At 69.1% G+C, this 20,174-nt stretch carries 14 protein-coding genes; 3 read left to right on the top strand and 11 right to left on the bottom strand.

What is annotated here, in order from left to right; genetic code table 11:
• Positions 1–8: 8 nt before the first annotated feature.
• Together RN901_RS02390 and RN901_RS02385 are read right to left on the bottom strand one after the other, a co-directional pair.
• The gene (locus RN901_RS02390; protein ID WP_310755521.1) at positions 9–1,499 is read right to left on the bottom strand and encodes a hypothetical protein; all 1,491 of its coding nucleotides are present in this window, start codon (positions 1,497–1,499) and stop codon (positions 9–11) included.
• A 15-nt stretch (positions 1,500–1,514) separates the two neighbouring features.
• Positions 1,515–2,891: a glycine--tRNA ligase gene (locus RN901_RS02385; RefSeq protein ID WP_310755518.1), complete on the bottom strand. Its 1,377-nt coding sequence runs from the start codon at positions 2,889–2,891 to the stop codon at positions 1,515–1,517.
• 248 nt (positions 2,892–3,139) lie between these two features.
• Between RN901_RS02385 and RN901_RS02380 the strand changes: the two genes are divergently transcribed.
• Positions 3,140–3,655 carry a ferritin gene (locus RN901_RS02380; protein WP_310755515.1) on the top strand — a complete coding sequence of 172 codons (516 nt, stop codon included), beginning with the start codon at positions 3,140–3,142 and terminating at the stop codon, positions 3,653–3,655.
• On the opposite strand, the gene RN901_RS02375 is transcribed toward RN901_RS02380, so the two are convergent.
• From RN901_RS02375 to RN901_RS02360, 4 genes are all read right to left on the bottom strand, one after another.
• On the bottom strand, positions 3,652–5,304 hold the full coding sequence (locus tag RN901_RS02375; protein WP_310755511.1) for a D-aminoacylase: 1,653 nt from the start codon (positions 5,302–5,304) through the stop codon (positions 3,652–3,654). The two genes, RN901_RS02380 and RN901_RS02375, sit on opposite strands and share 4 nt — an antisense overlap.
• Entirely contained in the window at positions 5,304–6,704 is a 1,401-nt protein-coding gene (locus RN901_RS02370; protein WP_310755508.1) for an amidohydrolase family protein, read from the bottom strand. The genes RN901_RS02375 and RN901_RS02370 overlap by 1 nt, the downstream gene beginning before the upstream one ends.
• Positions 6,705–6,803: 99 nt before the next feature.
• Complete coding sequence (locus tag RN901_RS02365; protein ID WP_345782343.1) at positions 6,804–7,544, bottom strand: enoyl-CoA hydratase-related protein; 741 nt, start codon at positions 7,542–7,544, stop codon at positions 6,804–6,806.
• A gap of 50 nt (positions 7,545–7,594) precedes the next feature.
• Positions 7,595–10,063 carry a prolyl oligopeptidase family serine peptidase gene (locus tag RN901_RS02360; RefSeq protein ID WP_310755503.1) on the bottom strand — a complete coding sequence of 823 codons (2,469 nt, stop codon included), beginning with the start codon at positions 10,061–10,063 and terminating at the stop codon, positions 7,595–7,597.
• Between the two features lie 250 nt (positions 10,064–10,313).
• On the opposite strand from RN901_RS02360, the gene RN901_RS02355 reads away from it, so the two are divergent.
• Entirely contained in the window at positions 10,314–11,009 is a 696-nt protein-coding gene (locus RN901_RS02355) for a redoxin domain-containing protein (protein WP_310755500.1), read from the top strand.
• A 46-nt stretch (positions 11,010–11,055) separates the two neighbouring features.
• On the opposite strand, the gene RN901_RS02350 is transcribed toward RN901_RS02355, so the two are convergent.
• Both RN901_RS02350 and RN901_RS02345 read right to left on the bottom strand, forming a co-directional pair.
• The gene (locus RN901_RS02350; protein WP_310755498.1) at positions 11,056–12,006 is read right to left on the bottom strand and encodes an SDR family NAD(P)-dependent oxidoreductase; all 951 of its coding nucleotides are present in this window, start codon (positions 12,004–12,006) and stop codon (positions 11,056–11,058) included.
• Entirely contained in the window at positions 12,003–13,946 is a 1,944-nt protein-coding gene (locus RN901_RS02345; RefSeq protein ID WP_310755495.1) for an Ig-like domain-containing protein, read from the bottom strand. The genes RN901_RS02350 and RN901_RS02345 overlap by 4 nt, the downstream gene beginning before the upstream one ends.
• A gap of 118 nt (positions 13,947–14,064) precedes the next feature.
• Here RN901_RS02345 and RN901_RS02340 point away from each other — a divergent pair, with 118 nt between their 5' ends.
• The gene (locus tag RN901_RS02340) at positions 14,065–17,199 is read left to right on the top strand and encodes an aminotransferase class III-fold pyridoxal phosphate-dependent enzyme (protein ID WP_310755492.1); all 3,135 of its coding nucleotides are present in this window, start codon (positions 14,065–14,067) and stop codon (positions 17,197–17,199) included.
• 26 nt (positions 17,200–17,225) lie between these two features.
• On the opposite strand, the gene RN901_RS02335 is transcribed toward RN901_RS02340, so the two are convergent.
• The 3 genes from RN901_RS02335 to RN901_RS02325 all read right to left on the bottom strand — a co-directional run bounded on the left by RN901_RS02335 (position 17,226) and on the right by RN901_RS02325 (position 20,050).
• On the bottom strand, positions 17,226–17,696 hold the full coding sequence (locus tag RN901_RS02335) for a PIN domain-containing protein (RefSeq protein ID WP_310755489.1): 471 nt from the start codon (positions 17,694–17,696) through the stop codon (positions 17,226–17,228).
• On the bottom strand, positions 17,657–17,890 hold the full coding sequence (locus tag RN901_RS02330; RefSeq protein WP_310755485.1) for a ribbon-helix-helix protein, CopG family: 234 nt from the start codon (positions 17,888–17,890) through the stop codon (positions 17,657–17,659). Before RN901_RS02330 ends, RN901_RS02335 begins: the two co-directional genes overlap by 40 nt.
• 69 nt (positions 17,891–17,959) lie before the next feature.
• On the bottom strand, positions 17,960–20,050 hold the full coding sequence (locus RN901_RS02325) for a S9 family peptidase (protein WP_310755482.1): 2,091 nt from the start codon (positions 20,048–20,050) through the stop codon (positions 17,960–17,962).
• Positions 20,051–20,174: the final 124 nt, after the last annotated feature.

The raw sequence follows: 20,174 nt of genomic DNA, 5'->3' as shown, positions 1-20,174 counted from the left end.
CCGTCCGCTCACTGCCAGCGCTCGACGCGCGCGAGCAGCGTCTCGGGCGTCAGCCCCTCCACGCCGAACTGCGGCGCAAGCTGGGCGGCGTCTTCGCGCCGGCCGGCCGAGAGAACCTCGAGCAGGAACTTGCCGGCCGCGGCGCTGCCGTGCCATCCGGCCCCGAAGCGGCTGTTGAGGCGATCGATGATGATGGAGCTGAGCATCCAGCCCCGCAGGCGCCTGGCGGCCTGGAAGCCCCGACGATGATCCGTGAGGTAGGTGCCCGGATGGTGCGCGAACCCGGTCGTTTCGCTCAGCAGTGCGGCGTATCGGTCGGCCTGCTCGCCGGGCCGCTGCGCCCGTGCCAACTCCAGTTCCCAGAGAAGCCGCGCGGCGTCGCGGCGCAGACGGTAGAGCCTGAGGAAAGCGGCGAGTTGCCGATAGTCCTCGAGCGCGGCGCCCTCGAGTCCCGTCGCGGATTCGACCCATCCGCGATCCAGCGTCAGCGAGTCGAACACCAGCCCGAAGGATTCGCCGATCGAATCGTCGCCCAGCACCCGCTCCTCCCACGAGAGCGCGGCGGATGCGTACGTGTAGTGGAGCGCGTGTCCCGTTTCGTGGAGCAGGCGGCGCGCGTCGATCCAGCCGCCGAGCGGACACACGACGAGGCGCACGTCCTCGGGTGCGTCGATGACCGCCGTGAACGACCGTTCGTCCTTGAGCCGTCGTCCGTCGATATCGACGCGTACGGAACGATCGAACACCCGCCCGAGTCCCAGCACCTCGACGGCGCGGCGAAGACGCGCGGCGAACGGTTCGATCTCGAAGTACCGCCCGAGCCAGCGCATCCCCATCAGCCACCGCGCGTCGGCTCGCGAAGGCGGCCCGTCGCGCGGATCGAGGCGAGCCTCCGTCTCTGCCGCGAACATCCGCCGGTAGCGCGCCTCCGTACCCTCGAGGATCGCCGCCGCGTCGCGCTCCAGATGCTGCAGGTCCAGGCCGGCCAGCCGCTCCCGCGCCTCGGTGAATTCCCCAAGACCGAGCTGAACCACGGCCTCGCGTCCCCGGTGCACGACATCCAGCCGGAGCGCCGCGGCCTCTTCGATCCGGCGGTGGCGCGCCGCCTCCCACCCCAGCCGCTCGCTGCGGTCCTCCGCGCGCACGATCCAGTCCGGGACGCGTCTCAGCGGGATCTCCCGCTCGGCGAGAACGACGGTCGTCCCCGTCTCCCACGACCGCAGTTCGTCTTCCAGCGGGGCGAGTTCGGCCTCGATCTGCTGCCCCGCGACCCAGTTGAAAAGCGTCTTCAGGCGCCGGCGCTCATCCCCTTGCGCCTCGGAAAGGTCGCGCTGGATGGCCTGAAGCACTCCGGGACTGAGGAGAAGCCGATGTTGTCGGTACAGCGACGCGAGCGAAGACCGCTCGTCCAGCCCGCTGCGGAGCCGATAGTAGGCGCGCGCCAGCGCGCTCTGCAGGCGCTGGGCCCGGTCACGGATCTCCGCTACGCGAAACGGCAAGGGCGGCCCGCCCGGTCAGGCGCCGCCGATCGCGGCGCCGAGCCACGCCGCGACGCCCGACAGCGGCACGCGCGTCTGCTCGAGAGAATCCCGATCGCGCACCGTGCACGTCTCATCCTCGAGCGTCTGGCCATCGATCGTCAGACAGAACGGCGTTCCCGCTTCGTCCTGCCGCCGGTATCGCCGGCCGATCGACCCCGCGATGTCGTGGAACACGTTGAACGTGCCACGCAGATCGTCCGCCAGCTTGTCGGCGATCTCCGGCATCCCGTCCTTCTTCACGAGCGGGAAGACCGCCGCGTGGAAGGGCGCCAGCGCGGGCTTGAGCCGCAGCACGACGCGCTTCTGGCCCCCGACCTCCTCCTCGTCGTAGGCATCGGCGAGCACGACGAGGAGGGTGCGGCTGAGTCCCGCGGAGGTCTCGACCACGTACGGCACGTACTTCCGGTTCGCCGGCTGGTCGAAGTATTCCAGCTTCTTCCCCGAGTGCTGCTGGTGACGCCCGAGGTCGTAGTCCGTCCGGTTGTGGATTCCCTCGAACTCCTGCCACCCGAACGGGAACCGGTACTGGATGTCCGACGCATCCTTGCAGTAGTGCGCGAGTTCGTCCGGCCCGTGCCGGTGGAAACGCAGCCGCTCCGAACGGATGCCCAGCGTCTCGACCCACGCCATGCGGCGTTCCTTCCACGTTTCGAACCACTCGTCCTCCGTCCCCGGCGCGACGAAGAACTGCATCTCCATCTGCTCGAACTCACGCGTGCGGAAGATGAAGTTCCCGGGCGTGATCTCGTTCCGGAACGCCTTCCCCACCTGCGCGATTCCGAACGGGACCTTCTGGCGCACGGATTCCTGCACGTTCCGGAAGTTGACGAAGATCCCCTGCGCCGTCTCCGGCCGCAGGTAGACGGTCGACGCCTCGTCCTCCACCACCCCCATGAACGTCTTGAACATGAGGTTGAACTGGCGGGGATCGGTCCACTGGCCGGTCGTCCCGCACACGCCGCACTGCTGGGCTTCGGGCTCGCCCGACTCCAGTTGCGGGAGGTCGTCCGCGCGGAAGCGGCGGTGGCAACTCCGGCACTCGACGAGCGGGTCCGTGAAGGCGCCCACGTGCCCGCTCGCGACCCACACCTCCGGGTTCATGAGGATCCCCGCGTCGAGCCCCACGATGTTCGGGTGGCGATACACCATCTCGCGCCACCACAGATCCTGGATGCGGTTCTTGAGCTCGATGCCGAGCGGGCCGTAATCGTAGACGGACCCGACGCCGCCGTAGATCTCGGAGGACTGGAAGATGAACCCGCGCCGCTTGGCGAGGGACACGAGCTTGTCCATCAAGCCGGGCGGATGGCCCGAATCGGCGGCGGAATCCGTGTTCATGTTGTCGGTCATGGATATCTTCGACAGCCACTCGCGCTGGACGCGGCGGCGGAATCGGCTGGAATCACCGGAGCCTCGGACATTGTGGCAGGGACTCCGGCCGCGAGCGCGGCAACGATAGCCGCCGCCGGCAAAGAGGAGCAACCATTTGTCGCTGGCGATCCGGTACGCGGGAAACGAGATTCGGTCCGGCGCGAGCGTGGCGCATATCCGCGTCGCGGCGCGCATTCTTGACGAGACGAGAGGAGCGGGCGGACAAGATGATCGGCACCAGGATGCAGGCGGCGCTCAACGGGCAGATCACGCAGGAGCTGTACGCGAGCCAGGTCTACCTTTCCATGTGCGCGCACTTCGAGGGCGAAGGCCTTCCGGGCTTCGCGCGCTGGATGCGCGCGCAGGCCGAGGAGGAGCGGGAGCACGCGCTCCGCATCTTCGACTTCGTGCACGACCGTGAAGGACAGGTCTCGCTCGGGGCGATCGACGCCCCGCCTTCTGAGTTCGGTTCGCCGCTGGAGGTGTTCGAGGCGGCGTTGGGGCACGAGCGGAAGGTGTCCGGGATGATCGGCGACCTCTATCGCCTCGCGATGGACGAAGCCGACTATCCGGCCCAGGTCATGCTGCAGTGGTTCGTCAACGAGCAGGTCGAGGAGGAGAAGACGATCTCCGACATCGTCGATCGGCTGCGGCTCGCGGGCGACGACAAGTCGGCCCTGCTCATGCTCGAGACCGAACTGGGCCAACGGACGGGCGACCCGGAGGCCGACACCGCCGGCTAGCCGCGGGTTTCGGTCAGGTGGCGGGCGGGGCCTTTCAGCACGTGGCCAGGCTTCGCGCCCGTGACGGAGCCGTCGAGGATGACGGGGACGCCGTTCACGATCACGTGGTGGATTCCGACCGAGTAGCGGTGCGGGTCCACGTAGTCGGCGCGGTCGATGATGCGGTCGGCGTCGAAGACGGTGATGTCCGCCCACATGCCGGGCGCGATCCGGCCGCGTTCGGACTGGCCGATCTCGTCCGTCGACATCGACGTCATCTTCCGGATCGCCTCCTCCAGCGTGAGCACGCCCATCTCGCGCACGTAGCGCCCGAGGATGCGGGGAAACGTTCCGTAGCTCCGCGGGTGCGGGAACCCGAGCCCGTAGCCGACCGGATCCCCGTCCGTCTCGAACATCGCCTGCGGGTGCCGCATGATGCGGATGACGTCCGCCTCGTCCATGAAGTGGTAGATGGCGCTGAACCCGCCCGCCAACTGGAGTTCGATCGCGAGTTGGACGCCCGTGGCGTCGTTGTTCGGGAGCCCCCGGTCCGCGGCGAGGTCCGACATCCGCCTCCCGTTGTATTCCGGGAAGGCGCGGAGCGTGCGGAACTGGATTCGTGACAGGTCTCCACCAGTCCAGTCCCGGCGCATCCACTCCTCGGTCTCCCGCTCCACCCGCGGGCGGATTTCCGGGTCGGTCACCCGCACCCGGAACGAGTCGACGCCGCCGGCCAGCACCCATTGCGGGAAGAGCACGCTGGAGCCCGTACTGCCCGCCAGGTACGGGTAGAGATCGACCTTGACGTCGATCCCCTCGGCGCGCGCAGAGTCCACGAGCGCGAGGGACTCGACGGTCTTCCCCCAGTTGTCCACCCCCATCGCCTTGAAATGGTTGATGTGGACGGGAAGCCCGCCCTCGGCGCCGATGCGGATCGCCTCGCGCACGGCCGGCAGGAGACCGCGCGCTTCGTCCCGCATGTGGGTGTAGTAGATGCCGCCGTATTCCGCCGCGACCTTCGCCAGCTCGATGACCTCCTCGGTCTCGGCGTAGTTCGCCGGGACGTAGAGGAGTCCGGTCGCGAGCCCGAGCGCACCGTCCTCCATCGCCTCGCGCACGAGGTCGCGCATCTCGTCGAGTTCCTCCGGCGTCGGCGCGCGATCCTCCATCCCGAGCACCTGCTCGCGGGTCCAGGTGTGGCCCGCGAAAAAGCCGATGTTGGGTGCGACCTCGAGGTCCTCGATGTAGTCGCGCAGCGGGTACGGCTGGTCGCCGCTGTGAAGCGAGGGAAGGATGGTCGTGATGCCCTGGCGAATGAAGTTCTCGGCCAGCGGTCGCCGGTGGACCTGGTTCTGGACGTGGTTGTGGTGGTCGACGAACCCCGGGGAGACGATGAGGCCGGAGGCGTCGATTTCCTCGGCTCCCCGCCCGGAGAGCCCGCCGTCGCGCGCCACTTCGACCACGCGGCCGCCGCGGATTCCCACGTCGGCGGTGAAGCGGTCGGCGCCGGTGCCATCGACGACCGTTCCACCGACGATCACGAGGTCGTACGGAGCGTCGCCGGCGCGGGTCGTCGCGCCGTCGTCCGCCGACTCCGGAACCACGCCGCATGCGGTGAGGACCAGCGCGGCGACAAGTCCCGGCGCCGGCCGCGGAAGGGTCCGGCGCATCACCGCCCGCTCGTGCTGGTCCGCGCGCTCTCCATCTCCCACACCGGGACGCCGTTTCGCTTGTAGACGATCCCGTCCTTGATCACGTCGGTCACGTAGCCGAGCACGTTGATGTCGAACAGCGGGTTGCCGTCCACGACGATGATGTCCGCGAGCTTGCCGGGCTCGATCGTCCCCGTCTCGCGGAGCCCGAGCACTTCCGCCGCAACTTTGGTGGCCGATGAAATCGCCTCGATCTCCGTCATCCCCATGTCGACGAGCGCCGACACCTCACGCCACGCCGACTCCGCGTGGAAGTTGAGGGGTGACCCGGTGTCCGTGCCCATCGCCATCAAGGCGTCCGCATCGATGAACTGGCGCGACGCACGCTCGCTGTTCCGTATCTGCCGCGGCGTGCTGCGGAAGTAGGGCTTCCGCCAGAAGTCGTCCTTCGTGTAGGAGTTCAGCACCTGCTCCCGGATCGGCTCGGGGAAGCTGTTGATGATATCCGGGTCCCAGAGCCGCTCCGGGAACTCGAGCGTGGCGGGATAGATCCAGATCCGGTGCGAAATCGTCTGTACGACCGGGATCCCCTCCATCGCGATGTAGTCGACGAGGTCCTGCGAGTAGGCCGGGACGCTTCCACCGGAGCCCGCGTGCTGGAGCACGTCGCAGCCGCCGCGGATCGCGCCCCACACGACCTCCTCCTCGTAGACGTGGCAGTGGATGGGGACGCCCGCCGGTCCCGCCACCGCTTTGATCGCCCGCATGTCCTCCTCGGTCGTGCCGATCCACGTCTTGATCACGTCGACTCCGGCATCGATCAGCATCCGCGTCCGCTCCGCCGCCTCCTCGGGCGTGCGGTGCAGGACGCGGAGTTCGTCGGGAAGGAAATCCCAGGCGTAGCGGGTGACCCACGGGCCGCTGACGAGCAGCCGCGGACCCGGCACCTCGTTGCGGTTGACCCGGTCGCGGAAGGCGAGGCTGGACATCGGCGCCGCGAGATCGACCCCCGCGGTCACACCCGCCGCGAGCAACTGCCGGGCGGACGTCTCGTACACGAGGTCGTCGTTCCCCTCGAACCACGGGAACCACTGGCTGTAGTCGCCGTGCCCGAGGATCATGATGTGCACGTGCGCGTCGACCATCCCGGGCATCATGGTCTTGCCCCGCGTATCGATGACCTCGGCGTCGGGCGGGATCTCGATCTCGGCCGCGGGCCCCACGGCGACGATCCGGTTCCCTTCGATGACGACGGCCGCATGATGGATCGGAGGCACCTCGTACCCGTCCAGCAGCTGGCCTCCGACCAGCGCGATCGTCCCGTCCTGGGCGGTGGCGGGCAGAGCCCCAAGGAGCGCGGCGAAGGCCGCGAGCGAGAGAACCCCGGTCATCCGGGCGGAGCGGCGGGCGGAAACCATTATGTCCTCCTCTGCCTTGCGCGGGCTGAGTCGCTGAGCCCGTGAAACGTGTGGCACGTAGAGGCAGGGCGGCAATGGCGGCGGCTAGCAGTCCGTCCGCTAGAGGCCGCGGTAGGCGGGGGCGCGCTTCTCGGCGAAGGCCTCCAGCCCCTCGCGCCAGTCCTGGGAGGCCATGCAGGCGAAGAGCGCCTCGGCCTCGAGGCGCAGCGCCTCCTCGGGGTCGATGGATTCCGCGCGGTCGAGGAGCTGCTTGGCGAGGCGCATGGAGATCGGGGCGTTGCGGGCCAGCCGGCCGGCCAGATCGAGCGCGGCGGGGAGGACCTCTTCCGCGGGGAGCACCTGGTTCGCCAGCCCCCATGCTCCCGCCTCCTCCGGGGTGAAGTAGCGCCCCAGCAGGATCAGTTCGGCCGCGCGCGCGTGTCCGACGCGCCGGCGGAGCGTGTAGGCCGTGCCGCCGCCGATGAACGTCCCCAGCGCGACCTCCGGCATGCGGAGCTTCGCCTCCTCCGCCACGATGACGAAATCGCACGAGAGGGCGAGTTCGCAGCCCGCACCGATCGCGTGTCCGTTCACGGCCGCCACCACGGGCTGCGGCAACGTCTGGAGCGCGCGGAACACGCGCTGGCTCGTCTCGATGTAGGCGTGGCGCTCAGCCCGCGATGCCTCGTGATCGCGGTGCGCCTTGAGGTCGGCGCCGGAGCAGAACCCCCGTCCCGTCCCCGTCACGACGACGACGCGCGTCTCGAAGTCCGCTCCGATGCGCGCGAGCTCGGCCTCCAGCGCCTCGTACATGGGGAGGCTCACGGCGTTGAGACGACGGGGACGGTTGAGGCGGAGGATCCGGACGGGACCCTCCGCCTCGACCAGAAGCGGGACTTCGGCGGCGGCGCTCAGTTTCCCGCGTCGTCCGTCGTCGTGACGGGCTTCGCCGGTTTCACGTGCATCTCGAGCCAGCGGTCGGTCTCCCACAGAACGTGCAGGACCGACTCGCGCGCCGCGTAGCCGTGGCTCTCGGCCGGCAGGAAGACGAGCCGCGCCGTCGCGCCCAGCCCCTTGAGCGCCGCGTAGAAGCGCCGCGACTGGATGGGGAAGGTGCCCGAGTTGTTGTCGTCCTCGCCGTGGATGATGAGGATGGGCTCGTTCACCTTGTCCGCGTGCATGAAGGGCGACATGTACAGGTAGAGGTCCGGATCCTCCCAGAACAGCCGCTGCTCCCGCTGGAAGCCGAACGGCGTGAGCGTCCGGTTGTAGGCGCCGCTCCGCGCCACGCCGGCCCGGAAGATGTCGGAGTGGGCGAGCAGGTTGCCGGTCATGAAGGCGCCGTAGGAGTGTCCGCCGACGCCGACCCGGTCCGGATCCACAACCCCGCGCCGCACACCTTCGTCGACCGCCGCCCGGGCGTTCGCCACCAGTTGCTCGCGGAAAGTGTCGTTGGGCTCCGCGTCGCCCTCGCCGATGACCGGCATCGACGCATTGTCGAGCACGGCATAGCCCCGGGTCACGTAAGGCACGGCGCCGCCATAGGGGATCCGCGTGAACTGGTAAGGCGAGTCGCGTCGCTGGCCCGCCGCCGCCGCGCTCTTGAACTCGGTCGGATAGGCCCACACGAAGGTCGGAAGCGGACCATCGCGCTCCTGGTCGTAGTCCGCCGGCAGGTAGAGCGTGGCCGAGAGCGGGATGCCGTCCCCGCGCTCGTACTGGATCGCCTCCTTGCGGATGCCGGCGAACTGCGGGTACGGGTGCGGGAATTCGGTCACCGCGCTGATCGTCCCCCGCTCGAGGTCGCGCAGGAAGTAGTTCGGGGGCTCGTCCACCGACTCCCGCCGTGTCATCAGCCGCCCGTCCTCAAGGAGCGTGACCACGCCCTCGTAGTACGGCGCCTCGGAGCGGAACAACTCCTCTTCCTCTCCCGTGTCGAGGTTCCGCTTTCTGAGGAAGGGGCGGTTGCCTTCGGGCGAAGCGCCCTGCCCCGCCAGGTAGATCGAAGACCCTCCGTCGGCGGTCATGAGGACGCCCTGGCCGCGATCGTTCGTCGTGAACATCGGGAAGCCCGGGTCGTTGTACCGATCCTCCGTCTGCAGGTCGAAGATCAGCTCCATCTCGCCCGGGGCGTCCGGATCGATCCGGTAGGTGCGCTGCTGGCGGGTGGAGAACCAGTTCTCGTTCACGAAGGCGAATCCCTCCTCCGCCCACATCGCCCCGCCGTAGCGGAGCGGGAGATCCGCGATCGCGACGGGCTCGCCCGAGAAGGGCGCCGCGTGCATGAACACCCGGTCGCGGATGTCCGCCTCGGCGAGGGCGTCGCCGCCGTCCTGCGCCTCCGTCCAGTACAGCGTCGCGTCCGCGTCGGCGCGCCACGAGATCGACCGCACGCCCGTCGGCACCGACCCGAACGACGTGGGGACGCCATCCTGGAGCGGGAGTTCCGCGACCTGGTGAACCACGTTCCCCTGCGCATCCCACACCTCGATCGTGCGCGGGAAGCGGGAGGCCGGCACCTGGTACGAGTACGGCCGGTGCGTCGTCTGCACGAGCAGGTGCTCGCCATCCGGCGATGGCGAGGCACCCGAGAAGATCGACGGATCGCCGACCATGGCCACCGACCCGTCGAGGCCGACGCGGGCCAGCTGCGCCGTCGAGTAGTACTCGTAGAGCGCCTCATCGTGCTGGTCCTGCAGCAGGTCCTGGTACGTCCGGGCGGGGGCCGCCTCCCCCGACGTCTCCTCGATCATGGGCGCCGTCGGCACCATCGGCTCGGCCGGCGCCGGGCCGCGGCCGGGCGGTGCTGCCATGGCGTAGAGGAAGTCGCCCTCCGGCGACCAGTTGAACGGGGCCCCGAAGCCCACGTTCACGAGATCGAGGTCCGACAGCCGCCGCGCCGCCGCGGAGGCGACGTCAAGTATCCAGAGCTGCACGGCCGAGTCGGTGTCGTGGGTGAACGCCACCGTGCTCCCGTTCGGCGACCAGCGCGTGTTGCGGATGCGCGGGTTCTCCGGCAGCCCGGTCACGGCGCGCTCTTCACCATCGAGCGTGCGAAGCGCGAGGCCGTTCGAGGGCCGCGCGCGGCTGGGGCCGTTCGTGCGCGGGTTGATGCGCAGCCCGGCGATCCGCAGCTCCGGCGCCGCCACCTCGGCGATCGACGGCAGGCTGGGCCGCATCGTGAGCAGCATCACCGACTCGTCGGGACTCAGGCTGATCCCCGGCGTCGCCGGGGCATCGACGAGCGCGGCGAGTTCGGCGGCCGGCGTCTGGTATCCGTCCGCACCCTCCTGCGCGGCGACATCCGTCGCGGCCGCGGCGAGGAGAAAGGCGAAGGAGAGGGAGAATCGAAGGATTCGAGGGCTGTAATCGTGTCGCATTTTGCGGGCTCCAGCTGATGACCGAGGTCCCCTGAACCGGTGATCGGGACCACTTGGTGTCGTGTCCCGGAAAAAGTCCGAACCGCCCATGGCGCACGCAAGACGCGCCGGAACCCGCCCCGGGCGCGCCGGTACCGCCGTTTCCGCCCCGCCGCCGCTGTCGCGCGGCCCCACGGCACGATAGCGTTGCCGGGCCGGCGAACGGCTGCGGCGTTCGCGGGCGCACACAAACGGGAAGGGAGACAGGGAGATGCGGATGATGGACGCGCGTGACCTCCGGTTATGGGCAACGGGGGCGGTCGTGGCGGTCGGGCTGGCCGGCTGCGCACCCGAGGGAGACACCGGAGATGCCGATGCCTCCGCGGCGGCGGGGGCCGCCGAAGCGGTGGCCGAGGAGGCCGCTCAGGTGGTGCTCGGCCCCTTGGATGGGCATGATCTGCCCCCGGCGGACCTCGAGCGCGTGCTCGCCGGCAGCCCCGCGCCCGATTTCACCGCCCTTTCGAGCACGGGCGAGCCGATCACGCTTTCGGACTACCGCGGGGAGAAGGACGTCATCCTCTTCTTCTACCGCGGCCACTGGTGACCGTACTGCGCAAAGCAGCTCGGAGAGCTGCGAGACTTCATGACGCCCGAACAGCGCGAACGGACCCAGCTCCTGGCGATCGCCCCGGACAGCCCCGAGGACATCGGGCTCATGGTCGACCGCGTCGTCGAGGACTACGACTACGCGCTCGACTTCCCGCTCCTGTCCGATGACGGATCCGCGATCACGTACCGCTACGGCCTCCTGAACGAGGACGACGGGCGCGGGCGCCAGATCCCGCACCCCACGACCTACGTCATCGACATGGAGGGGACGGTGCGCTGGAGCTTCACCGAAGTGGACTACCGCGTCCGCCCCGAGCACGCGGACATCCTCGCCGCCCTCGAAGCCCTGGAGCGCTAGGAGGGCAGTTTTCTGGCGGAGCGGCTCCGGCGGAGCCGCCCGCCGGTCAGCGATCCAGCCGGCAGCGGCCCATTCCGCAGGTGAGGCCGGTGAGTTCCTGACTCAGCTCTCTGAGTCGGGCGCGCGCTCCGGCGTCGTAGGACTGGTCGTTCGCGCGCGTCGGATCGAGACCGCTGAAATACTGCCCGCTCTCGAAGTCGTCGGAGTCGACGACCTGCATGACGGCATCGGCCCCCTCCGCGATGGTGGCTCGCGGCGTGGCCCCCAACCGTCGCACCATCCCGGTCGGCATGTAGGTCGCGGGATGTAGCGAGCCGACGATGATCCCGGTGCCGGCCAGGTCCTCGGCCAGGTCGTGGGTGAACATGATCTGGGCGAGCTTGCTCTGAGCGTAGGCGCGGCGCCCGCTGAAGTTGTTCTCGATCATCACGTCGTCGAAGTCGATCGGCGTCTGCGCCCCGGACGACACGTTCACGATGCGGGACGGGGTGCTGTCGAGCAGGCGCGGCATCAGCATGTGCGTGAGCAGGAAGGTGGAGAGGTAGTTCACCTGGAAGCGGTACTCGTGCCCATCCTCGGTCACCCACCGCTCGTCCGGCGCCGACCCGAAACCCGCGTTGTTGATCAGGATGTCCATCCGGTCGTAGTCGGCCAGCAGCGTCTCGGCGAACGTGCGGACCTCCGCGAGTGACGCGAAGTCGGCGCGGTAGAAGCGGGCGCTCCCGGGTCCCGCCTCATTGATGGCCTCCACGACCTCGGCGCCGCGTTCCTCGTTGCGCCCGTGGACGATGACGTGATCGCCCCGCGCGCCCAGCCGCAGGGCCAGTTCGCGCCCGAGGCCGGAGGTGGATCCGGTAACCAGCACGACCGTCTGCCCGGGGGCCGGCGCGGGCGTCTCCTGGGCCAGAACGTCGGCGGTAAACATCGGCGCCGCCGACATGAGGACGGCGGCGACCATCACGGTGGCGCGGTTCATGGTGCTCTCTTTCGTTCTCATGGGACGAGTTCCTCCTCGACGAGGCGGGCGATCCACAGGCCGGAGTGGAGGTCGGAGGTGAAGATCCGTCCCTTGAACAGTTGGGCTCCCCACGTCATCGACCAGTTCGGGACGGCGGCGTCCGGCGATGACGTCTTGATCGCTCCGATCTCGCGGCCCTGGCGGTAGAGGTCGCCGCGCAGTTCACCCGAGATGTCCAGCACCCGCAGCCCCGCCTGGTAGTAGCCGATGTAGAGCCGGTCGCGGTCATCGCTCCACAGGTTGTGGGCCCCCGCCTCCGGCACGGTGTAATGGGCGACCTTCACCGGGTCGTCCATGTCCGTCATGTCGAGCACTTCCACGTAGCCCCGCGCCTCGATGGGGCCGAACGCGTTCGGATCCCAGTCGGACGGGTAGATCTCGGCCGCCACGAACAGGTACTTGCCGTGACGCCAGGCGACGTGCGTGTTCCCCTGCCCCGACACCCACCGCGAGACGAGCTTCGGATCGCGGGCCGTGCCCCCGTGCGTGCCCGCCCCCGCATCGAGGATGTAGATGCCTTCGTTCCAGAACGAAGCGTATGCGTAGCCGTCCTGGACGATCACGTCGTGCAGGCTGCGGACCGGTTCGTCGTGCGCCCAGCGGTTGATCTCGCGCGGGTTCGCCGGATCGGAGATGTCGATGATGACGATCTCGCTCGTGCCGTTGTGGCAGGCGTAGACGAGATCCTCTTCTCCCAGGATCCAGACGTTGTGCACGCCCCCCGTCACCGTGTCCGTGTACTCGGAGAGGATCTCCGGATGGGCGGGATTCGAGAGGTCGAGGAGGACGATCCCGTTCCTCCGGCTGGAGGCCCCTTCGCGGGTGACGATCCCGAGACGGTTGTCGGGGTGGATCTTCACATCGTTGATGCGGCGGGCATCGAGCTGGATGGAGTCGGTGAGGACGGGCTGCGTCGGATCCGTCACGTCCCACACCTTCATCCAGTCGTGATAGAAGGTGCCGAGATAGGCGTAGTCGCGTCCGTCCACGCCCTCGAACACCCAGGTGTCGCCAGCCCGGTGCGTGGACGTGATCCCGCTCCCCACGAGTTCGAGCCGGGCCGTGTGGCGGCGGGGGCCGACCCGCACGGAAACCGTCCGGGCGATGGCCGGGCCCGCGACCGCGGTCACGTGGTACGTCCCCGGCTCTTCCGCCACGAAGAGTCCGCGGCCGTCGACGGGTTCGACGCTCGCCCCGCTGGGTGTCACGCTCCACAGCGGCGCGAGGGGGATCTCGCTGTCCCCGGCGTCCCGGCCCACGAGCCGGAAGGCCGTGACATCCCCCGTCGACAGCGAGCCTACATCCCCGGAAGCCTCCAGTTCGTAGTCCTCGGCGGTGTTCGGCTCGACGGTCACGTCGATCCGGGTCGAGGCGTCTCCGGCGGAAACGGTGATGACCGTCTGTCCCGGCCCGTGGCCGAGCACGCGTCCGGAACCATCCACCGTCGCGACGTCCGGGTCGGCGGAGGCAAACGCGAACTCGACATCGTCCACCGCGCCGCCCGGTGCCGTGTAGGCCTCGAGATGAAGGACCGCGGTCGCGCCCGCGTAGACGGGGCCGGCGACGCGGGCCTCGATGCGGGCGGGCTCGAGCCGGGGCACGCGGATCGTCACCCAGCTCGGCTGGCCGCGGAACATCGCCGCCACGCGCGACTCGCCCGGTCGCACCGCCGTCACCACGCCCTCCGGCGTCACCGTCACACCATCGTCGGCCGCGAACCAGCGCACCTCCGAGGTGGCACCTTCCTCCGCGGTTCCCTGGATCTCCGCGGTGAGCTGGAAGGACGCTCCGACCTCGAGTTCCAGTTCAGCCGGTGAAGCGACCGCGTATACCCGCTCCTGCGCGGCAAGGATCGGCGGGGCGGCGGCCGCGGCGGCCGCAGCGAAGATCGGAACGAAAAGGGCGGAGCGGAGCGACATCGTGATCCTCCGTGTACGGATGCGGTTCGACCGGACCCGGAAGCTCGGTGCGACGGACGCGGGCGGCAACAACGCGCGTGGTTGACCCGGTCCCGGCGGCGTCGGAGCTTCGGCCCTCATGGAGACGCTCGATACCGCGTATGCGGGCGGCAGGCCGTCGCTCGGCGAGGGCGAGGCGGCGCGGCTCGCCGCCGAAGGCTGGGGAGTGGAAGGCCAGGCTCGTGAGTGCGCGAGCGAGCGGGATCGCGTGTTCGAGATTCGGGGCGCCAACGGACCCCTCGGCTACCTGAAGGTCTCGAACGCGCTCGAGCGCAGGTCGGTGCTCGGGGCCGAAGCCGCCATCCTCGACGGTCTCACGTCCCAATCCTGCTACCGGCTCCCTACGTGGCGGGCCACCGCCGGCGGCGAATCGTTGATCGAACGAGCGCTGGACGGCCGCACCCACCTGATCCGCTTCCTGGATCCGGTGCCCGGAGTGTCCCTCGACCGATACCGGCCGCATGGACCTGAACTCCGGCGCCAGATCGGGCGTATGGTCGGGATCCTGGATCGCTCCCTCGCCTCGGGGCCGGAGGCGGGTCGGGTCGCGATCGAAGACCGGCCCATGATCTGGGATCTGCGGGGCGCGGCGACGCTTGTCGCGGAGAACCTGGTCGCGATCCCGGACCCGGGACGCCGGGCGATCCTCTCTCATATCCTGGAGCGGTACGCGGAGGTTGTCTCACCGCGGCGCGCGGGACTCCGGGAAGGTCCGATCTACAACGACGCGAACCCCGCCAACATCCACGTCGATCCGGCGAGGATTCTCGACGGCGCGCCGAAACTCGTCGGCGTGGTCGACTTCGGCGACGCGATGCGCTCGTGGACCATCGCCGATCTGGCGGTGGCCTGCGCGTACGCGGGCCTCGGCACGCGCGATCCGGTGGGCGCGTTCTGCGACGTCGCCCTGGGTTACGCGGCCGAGTACGAACTCACGGAGGCCGAAGCCGATGTGGTCTACGAACTGGCGCGGCTGCGGCTCGCGCTCAGCGTGACGGTTTCGTCGGTGCGCGGCGCCCAGGAGCCGGACAACGAGTACCTGCTCGTGAGCCGGGCACCGGCCTGGGAAGTGCTCGGGCACCTGGACGCGACGCCCCCGAACCTGGGGCGCTTCCGGCTGCGGGAAGCGTGCGGGCACGCGCCCTGTCCCTCGACCGCTCGGGTCATCGCGGCGCTCGAACGCGCCGCCCCGGACGCCGCGCCCGTGCTCGACCCCGATCCGCGCACCGCACCCACGGTCACGCTGGACCTGAGCGTCGAGTCGGGGGACGACGGTGGAACCTTCGATCCCTCGGATCATGCGGCGTTCTCACAGCGGCTGTTCGACCGGATGCGGGACGCGGGGGCGGCGGTCGGCATCGGCCGCTACGACGAAGTGAGGTGGTGGTACACGGGCGAGGCCTTCCGCGCGCCGGGGAATGAGATGGACGAGTGGCGGACGGTTCACCTCGGCGTCGACCTGTTCGCGGAGCCGGGGACGCCCGTCCTCACGCCGCTCGGGGGTCGCGTCGTGTCCGTGCAGGACAACGCCGACCGCCTGGACTACGGCCCCACGATCATCCTCGAGCACGAGCTGGAGGACCCGGCGGGCGGGGCGGATGGACCGGTCCGATTTCGGACGTTGTTCGGGCATTTGTCAGCCGAAGCTTTATCGAAAGTCGCGCCCGGCGATGTCGTGGAGGCGGGCGGGACGATCGGCTGGATCGGGGCCCCGCCAGCCAACGGCGACTGGGCCCCGCATCTCCACTTCCAGATCTTCCTCGACCCACTGGGCTACGAGGGAACGTTCCCGGGCGTCGCCGCCCCGAGCGCCCGCGGCACCTGGACGGCGGTGAGCCCCGACCCGAACCACCTGCTTCAACTCCCCGGAGAGGCGGCGGCGCCACGACCTCGCAGCCACGCAGCCCTGGTCGAGGACCGGAATCGGTGGCTCGGTCCTTCGCTGAGCCTCTCCTACGGGAGACCCCTCCACATCGTCCGGGGGCGCGGAAGCCGGCTGTACGACATCGACGGTCAGCCCTTCCTCGACTGCGTGAACAACGTCGCGCACGTCGGCCACTCGCACCCGCGCGTGAACGAGGCGGCCCGCCGCCAGATGACCGCGCTCAACACCAACACGCGCTACCTGCACGAGACCATCCTCGAATACACGGAGCGGCTGGCGGCCCTCTTCCCGGCCCCGCTCGACGTATGCTTCCTCGTGTGCTCCGGCACGGAGGCCAACGAACTCGCGCTTCGCATGGCGCGCACGCACACCGGCAAGGTGGGCGCGGTCGTCCTCGACGGGGCGTATCACGGAAACTCGAGTTCGGTCGTCAACCTGAGCCCCTACAAGTTCAACGGCCCCGGCGGGAAAGGGCTCCGGCCCTGGGTCCGGATGGCGCCCATGCCGGACCTGTTCCGGGGCATCCACCGCGGGCCGGAACGGGACGTGGCGCCCCTGTACGCGGCATACGTCGGCGACGCGGCGCGGGCGCTCGAGACGGAGCCCACCTGGTTCGAGGAGCGCCCGCCCGGCGCGGCCGCCTTCTTCCATGAATCGATCCTCAGTTGCGGCGGACAGATCCCGCTCCCGTCCGGATACCTCGCGGCTTCCTACGCCGCGGCCCGCGAGCACGGCGCCGTGTGCGTGGCCGACGAGGTCCAGGTCGGCTTCGGCCGCGTGGGGTCGCACTTCTGGGCCTTCGAGGAGCACGACGTCGTCCCCGACATCGTCACCCTCGGCAAGCCGATCGGAAACGGCCATCCCCTCGCGGCGGTCATCACGACGCGCGAGATCGCCGAATCCTTCGCCAACGGGATGGAGTACTTCAATACCTACGGCGGGAACCCCGTCTCTTGCGCCATCGGCCTCGCCGTCCTCGACGTGATCGAGGACGAGGGACTGCGGGAGAACGCCGCCGTCGTCGGCAGGCGTCTACTGGCCGGCCTTGAACACCTCCGCGACCGTCACGCCCCGGTGGGGGACGCCCGCGGCCGCGGCCTCTTCACCGGCATCGAGTTCGTGCGGGAGGGCGACGACCTCGAACCGGCCGCCGACCTCGCCGACGCCGCCGTCCAGCGGACGCGCGACAAGGGGATCCTGCTCAGCACGGACGGCCCGGACCACAACGTGATCAAGATGAAGCCCCCCCTCGTCTTCTCCGAAGCCGACGCCGACCTCCTGATCTCCAACCTCGACGACATCCTTACCGAAACCACCTTCCAGCCCTGACGCCCCGGTGTAGCCCTTGTGCTCGATCATGGCGCGGCTTCGGTCTGATCCAGGATGAGCTGAAAGGGCCGGCCATCGTCCGTGCGGTAAGTGCGGAAGCCTCTGCGGTCGAGGGTCAAGATGTCATGTACGTCGAGTCGCTGCGCGAGAAGGACAAGCGTGGCGTCGGCGAAGTCCATCGGCGTGTCCGCATAGCGATCCATCAGGAGCGCGGCCTTCGTGATGCCGGGAGGCTGGCATGCGTCGTGGACGCACACGTCACCGTACGCGACGAAGTCCGCGAGAGCCGACGGGCCGCGGCGAGAACGGGTGATGAAGTGCATGGCCTCGGTCACCACAGCACCTGTCGTGTGGAGCACGCCCCGGAAGTGGTCGAGTGCCTCGCCGACCTCCTGGTGAGCGGGGTCGCCCGGATCCAGATAGGCAACGATCGGACCCGTATCCACGAGCCATTCCGTCAGCGGCGCCAGTTGCGGCTCCGAAGCGTCGTGCGCCACTCGTCGTCATCGGCTTCCAGCTGGACGGTCCCCTTGAGGTGACGGATCCGATCGCCGACCGGCCGGTCCGCTACCGCCTCGCGAAGGGTCTCCCGTACGAAGCCGGACACCGTCGTCCCCTCTGCAGCAGCACGGCGGTTGACCGCCTCCCGCAACTCCTCCTCCAGTCGCACCGCCAAGATTGTTTTACGCATGTATAACAATCTATCGGTAAGTGGCGAGACTCCGCAAGCTAGGGGCAGAGACCTTCCCAGCAGTCCGGTTCATGGCATGGTTGCGGCGGTGCGGTCGTCGTCGTGGGTGCCCCAGCGCTCGAACCACTTCCTCAGGATGAGTTGCGTCCGCAGGAAGTTGGATGGCAGGCGCGACGTGCCGTGCCACTCGCCCTGGAACTGGACCATCGCGGTCGGCTTGTTCTGCGCCTTGAGCGCCTGGTAGAACTGCTCCGTCTGGGACATCGGCGTGCGCAGGTCGAGGACGCCCGTCATGAGCATCGTCGGCGTCGTAACGTTGCCCACATAGGTGATCGGCGAGCGGCGGATGTGCTCGCTCGGGTCCACCCACGGGAACTCCTGGAAGTCCGCGTACCAGCGCAGGTAGTTGCCGTCGACCTCGTTCGGGAAGTTGAACCAGTTCACGACCGGACAGTTCGCCGACGCGGCCCGGAAGCGGTCCGTGTGCCCCACGACCCACGACGTCAGGACGCCGCCGCCCGAGCACCCGTAGACGAACATGTTGCTGTCGTCCACGTAGCCGCGGGAGATGACCTCGTCCACGCTCGACATCAGGTCGTCGAAGTCGTGGTTCGGATAGTCGTACTGGATCGCGTTCCCGAACTCGGTCCCGTAGCCGGAGCTTCCGCGCGGGTTCGTATAGAGGACGACGTAGCCGTTCGCGGCGTGTTCCTGCCACGAGAAGTTGAACCCGCCGTTGTACATGCCGTGCGGGCCGCCGTGAATCACGAGAATGAGCGGATACTGCCGCGACCCGTCGAAGTCCGGGGGCTTGATGACCCAGCCGTGAATCGCGAGGCCGTCATGGGATGACTCGCTCCAGACCTGCTCGACTTCGCCCAGCGTCACGCCCGCGAGCACGTCCGCGTTCACATTCGTCAGCCTCGTGCGCCGGTCGGGCCGATCGACGGGGAAGGCATAGATGTCGCCGGGTTCGTGCGCGTCCCCCCACATCCCGACGGCCATGCCGCCGTCGCTCACATCGTTGACGCCGAACATCTGCGGGCCCTCGGTTACCGCCCGCACCTCTCCGTCCACCGAGGCGTAGTGGATGTTGCGATAGCCGTCGGCCGACGCGTCGAAGTAGACGCCGCCACCGTCCGGGGCCCAGTGCAGCGTCCCGGGGCTGCGGTCCATTTCGGCCGTAAGGGCACGCGGGTTCGATCCATCCGCGTTCATCACGTAGACGGCGGATTCGATGTAGTCGAACGTCGTCGTGTCGTGCCCCACGTAGGCGATCATGCGCCCGTCCGGCGAGGGCACCGGCCGGTTGTCCGGACCCTTGCGCGTCGTGACCTGACTCAGTTCGCCGGACTCTGCGTCGAGCCGATAGATCTCGGTCTCCTGCCACCGGTATTCCGCGTCCTCGATGATGAGGCTGCTGAACAGGAGCGACCGTCCGTCCGGCTCCCACGTCGGGACGCCGAAATTGTAGTCGCCCTCGGTGAGCTGGCGCGCCGTACCGCCTTCGGCGGGGACGACGAAGATGTGCCGGTACTTGTCGCCCAGGAACCCGATGCGGTCCTGTCGATAGACGAGGCGCTCGATGATCCGGGGACCCGGCGTCCACGTCGCCCCCTCCGGCTGGGGGAGCGAAATGGACCAGTGGCGCGCCGTGGGCCGCTCCGCCCCCACGCGCATCGTGAACGAGAAGCGCGTCCCGTCGGGAGACCAGGCGAGGTCCGAAGGACTGTCCGTAAGCCGCGTCACCTGGGAAACGGCGCCCTCGGCATCCATCCAGCGCACGAAGATCTGCGTGTTCCCCTCGTCGTCGGGCGCGAGGAATGCGAGACGGCTGCCATCGGGAGACCAGCGCGGCGACGACCCGTCGACGAGGTGGCGGGAACGGCTGCCGTCCGGGTTCACGATCCAGATCGAGGACTCCCACGCGTCGTTCATCTTGTCGACCCACAGACGCTCGTATACCACGGCGCCGCCATCCGGCGAGATCTGCGGATCCTGGACCCGCTCCCAGTCGAGCCAGGACTCGAGCGCGAGCGCGCCGTTCGCTTCCTGCGCGACGAGGGCGGGGGCGGTGAGGCCGCAGAGTATCAGGAGAGTTGCGGGTGCGGCGAGAAATCGGAGCGGGACGCGGGGGGAAGCGGGGGCGCGCGTGTCCATGGTACCTCCTCGTGTGATGGGCGCGGGGCCTTTTGCAACATGGGATGCGCCTCGCCGCGTGCATAGACCGCGCCCCACCGCGCACGCCCCCATGCCGCCCGAAGTCACGCGGCGTATGTTGCAT

Origin of the sequence: Candidatus Palauibacter soopunensis, from assembly GCF_947581735.1 — a bacterium.
GTDB classification, from domain to species: domain Bacteria; phylum Gemmatimonadota; class Gemmatimonadetes; order Palauibacterales; family Palauibacteraceae; genus Palauibacter; species Palauibacter soopunensis.
This window is presented reverse-complemented; position numbering and strand designations above follow the sequence as displayed.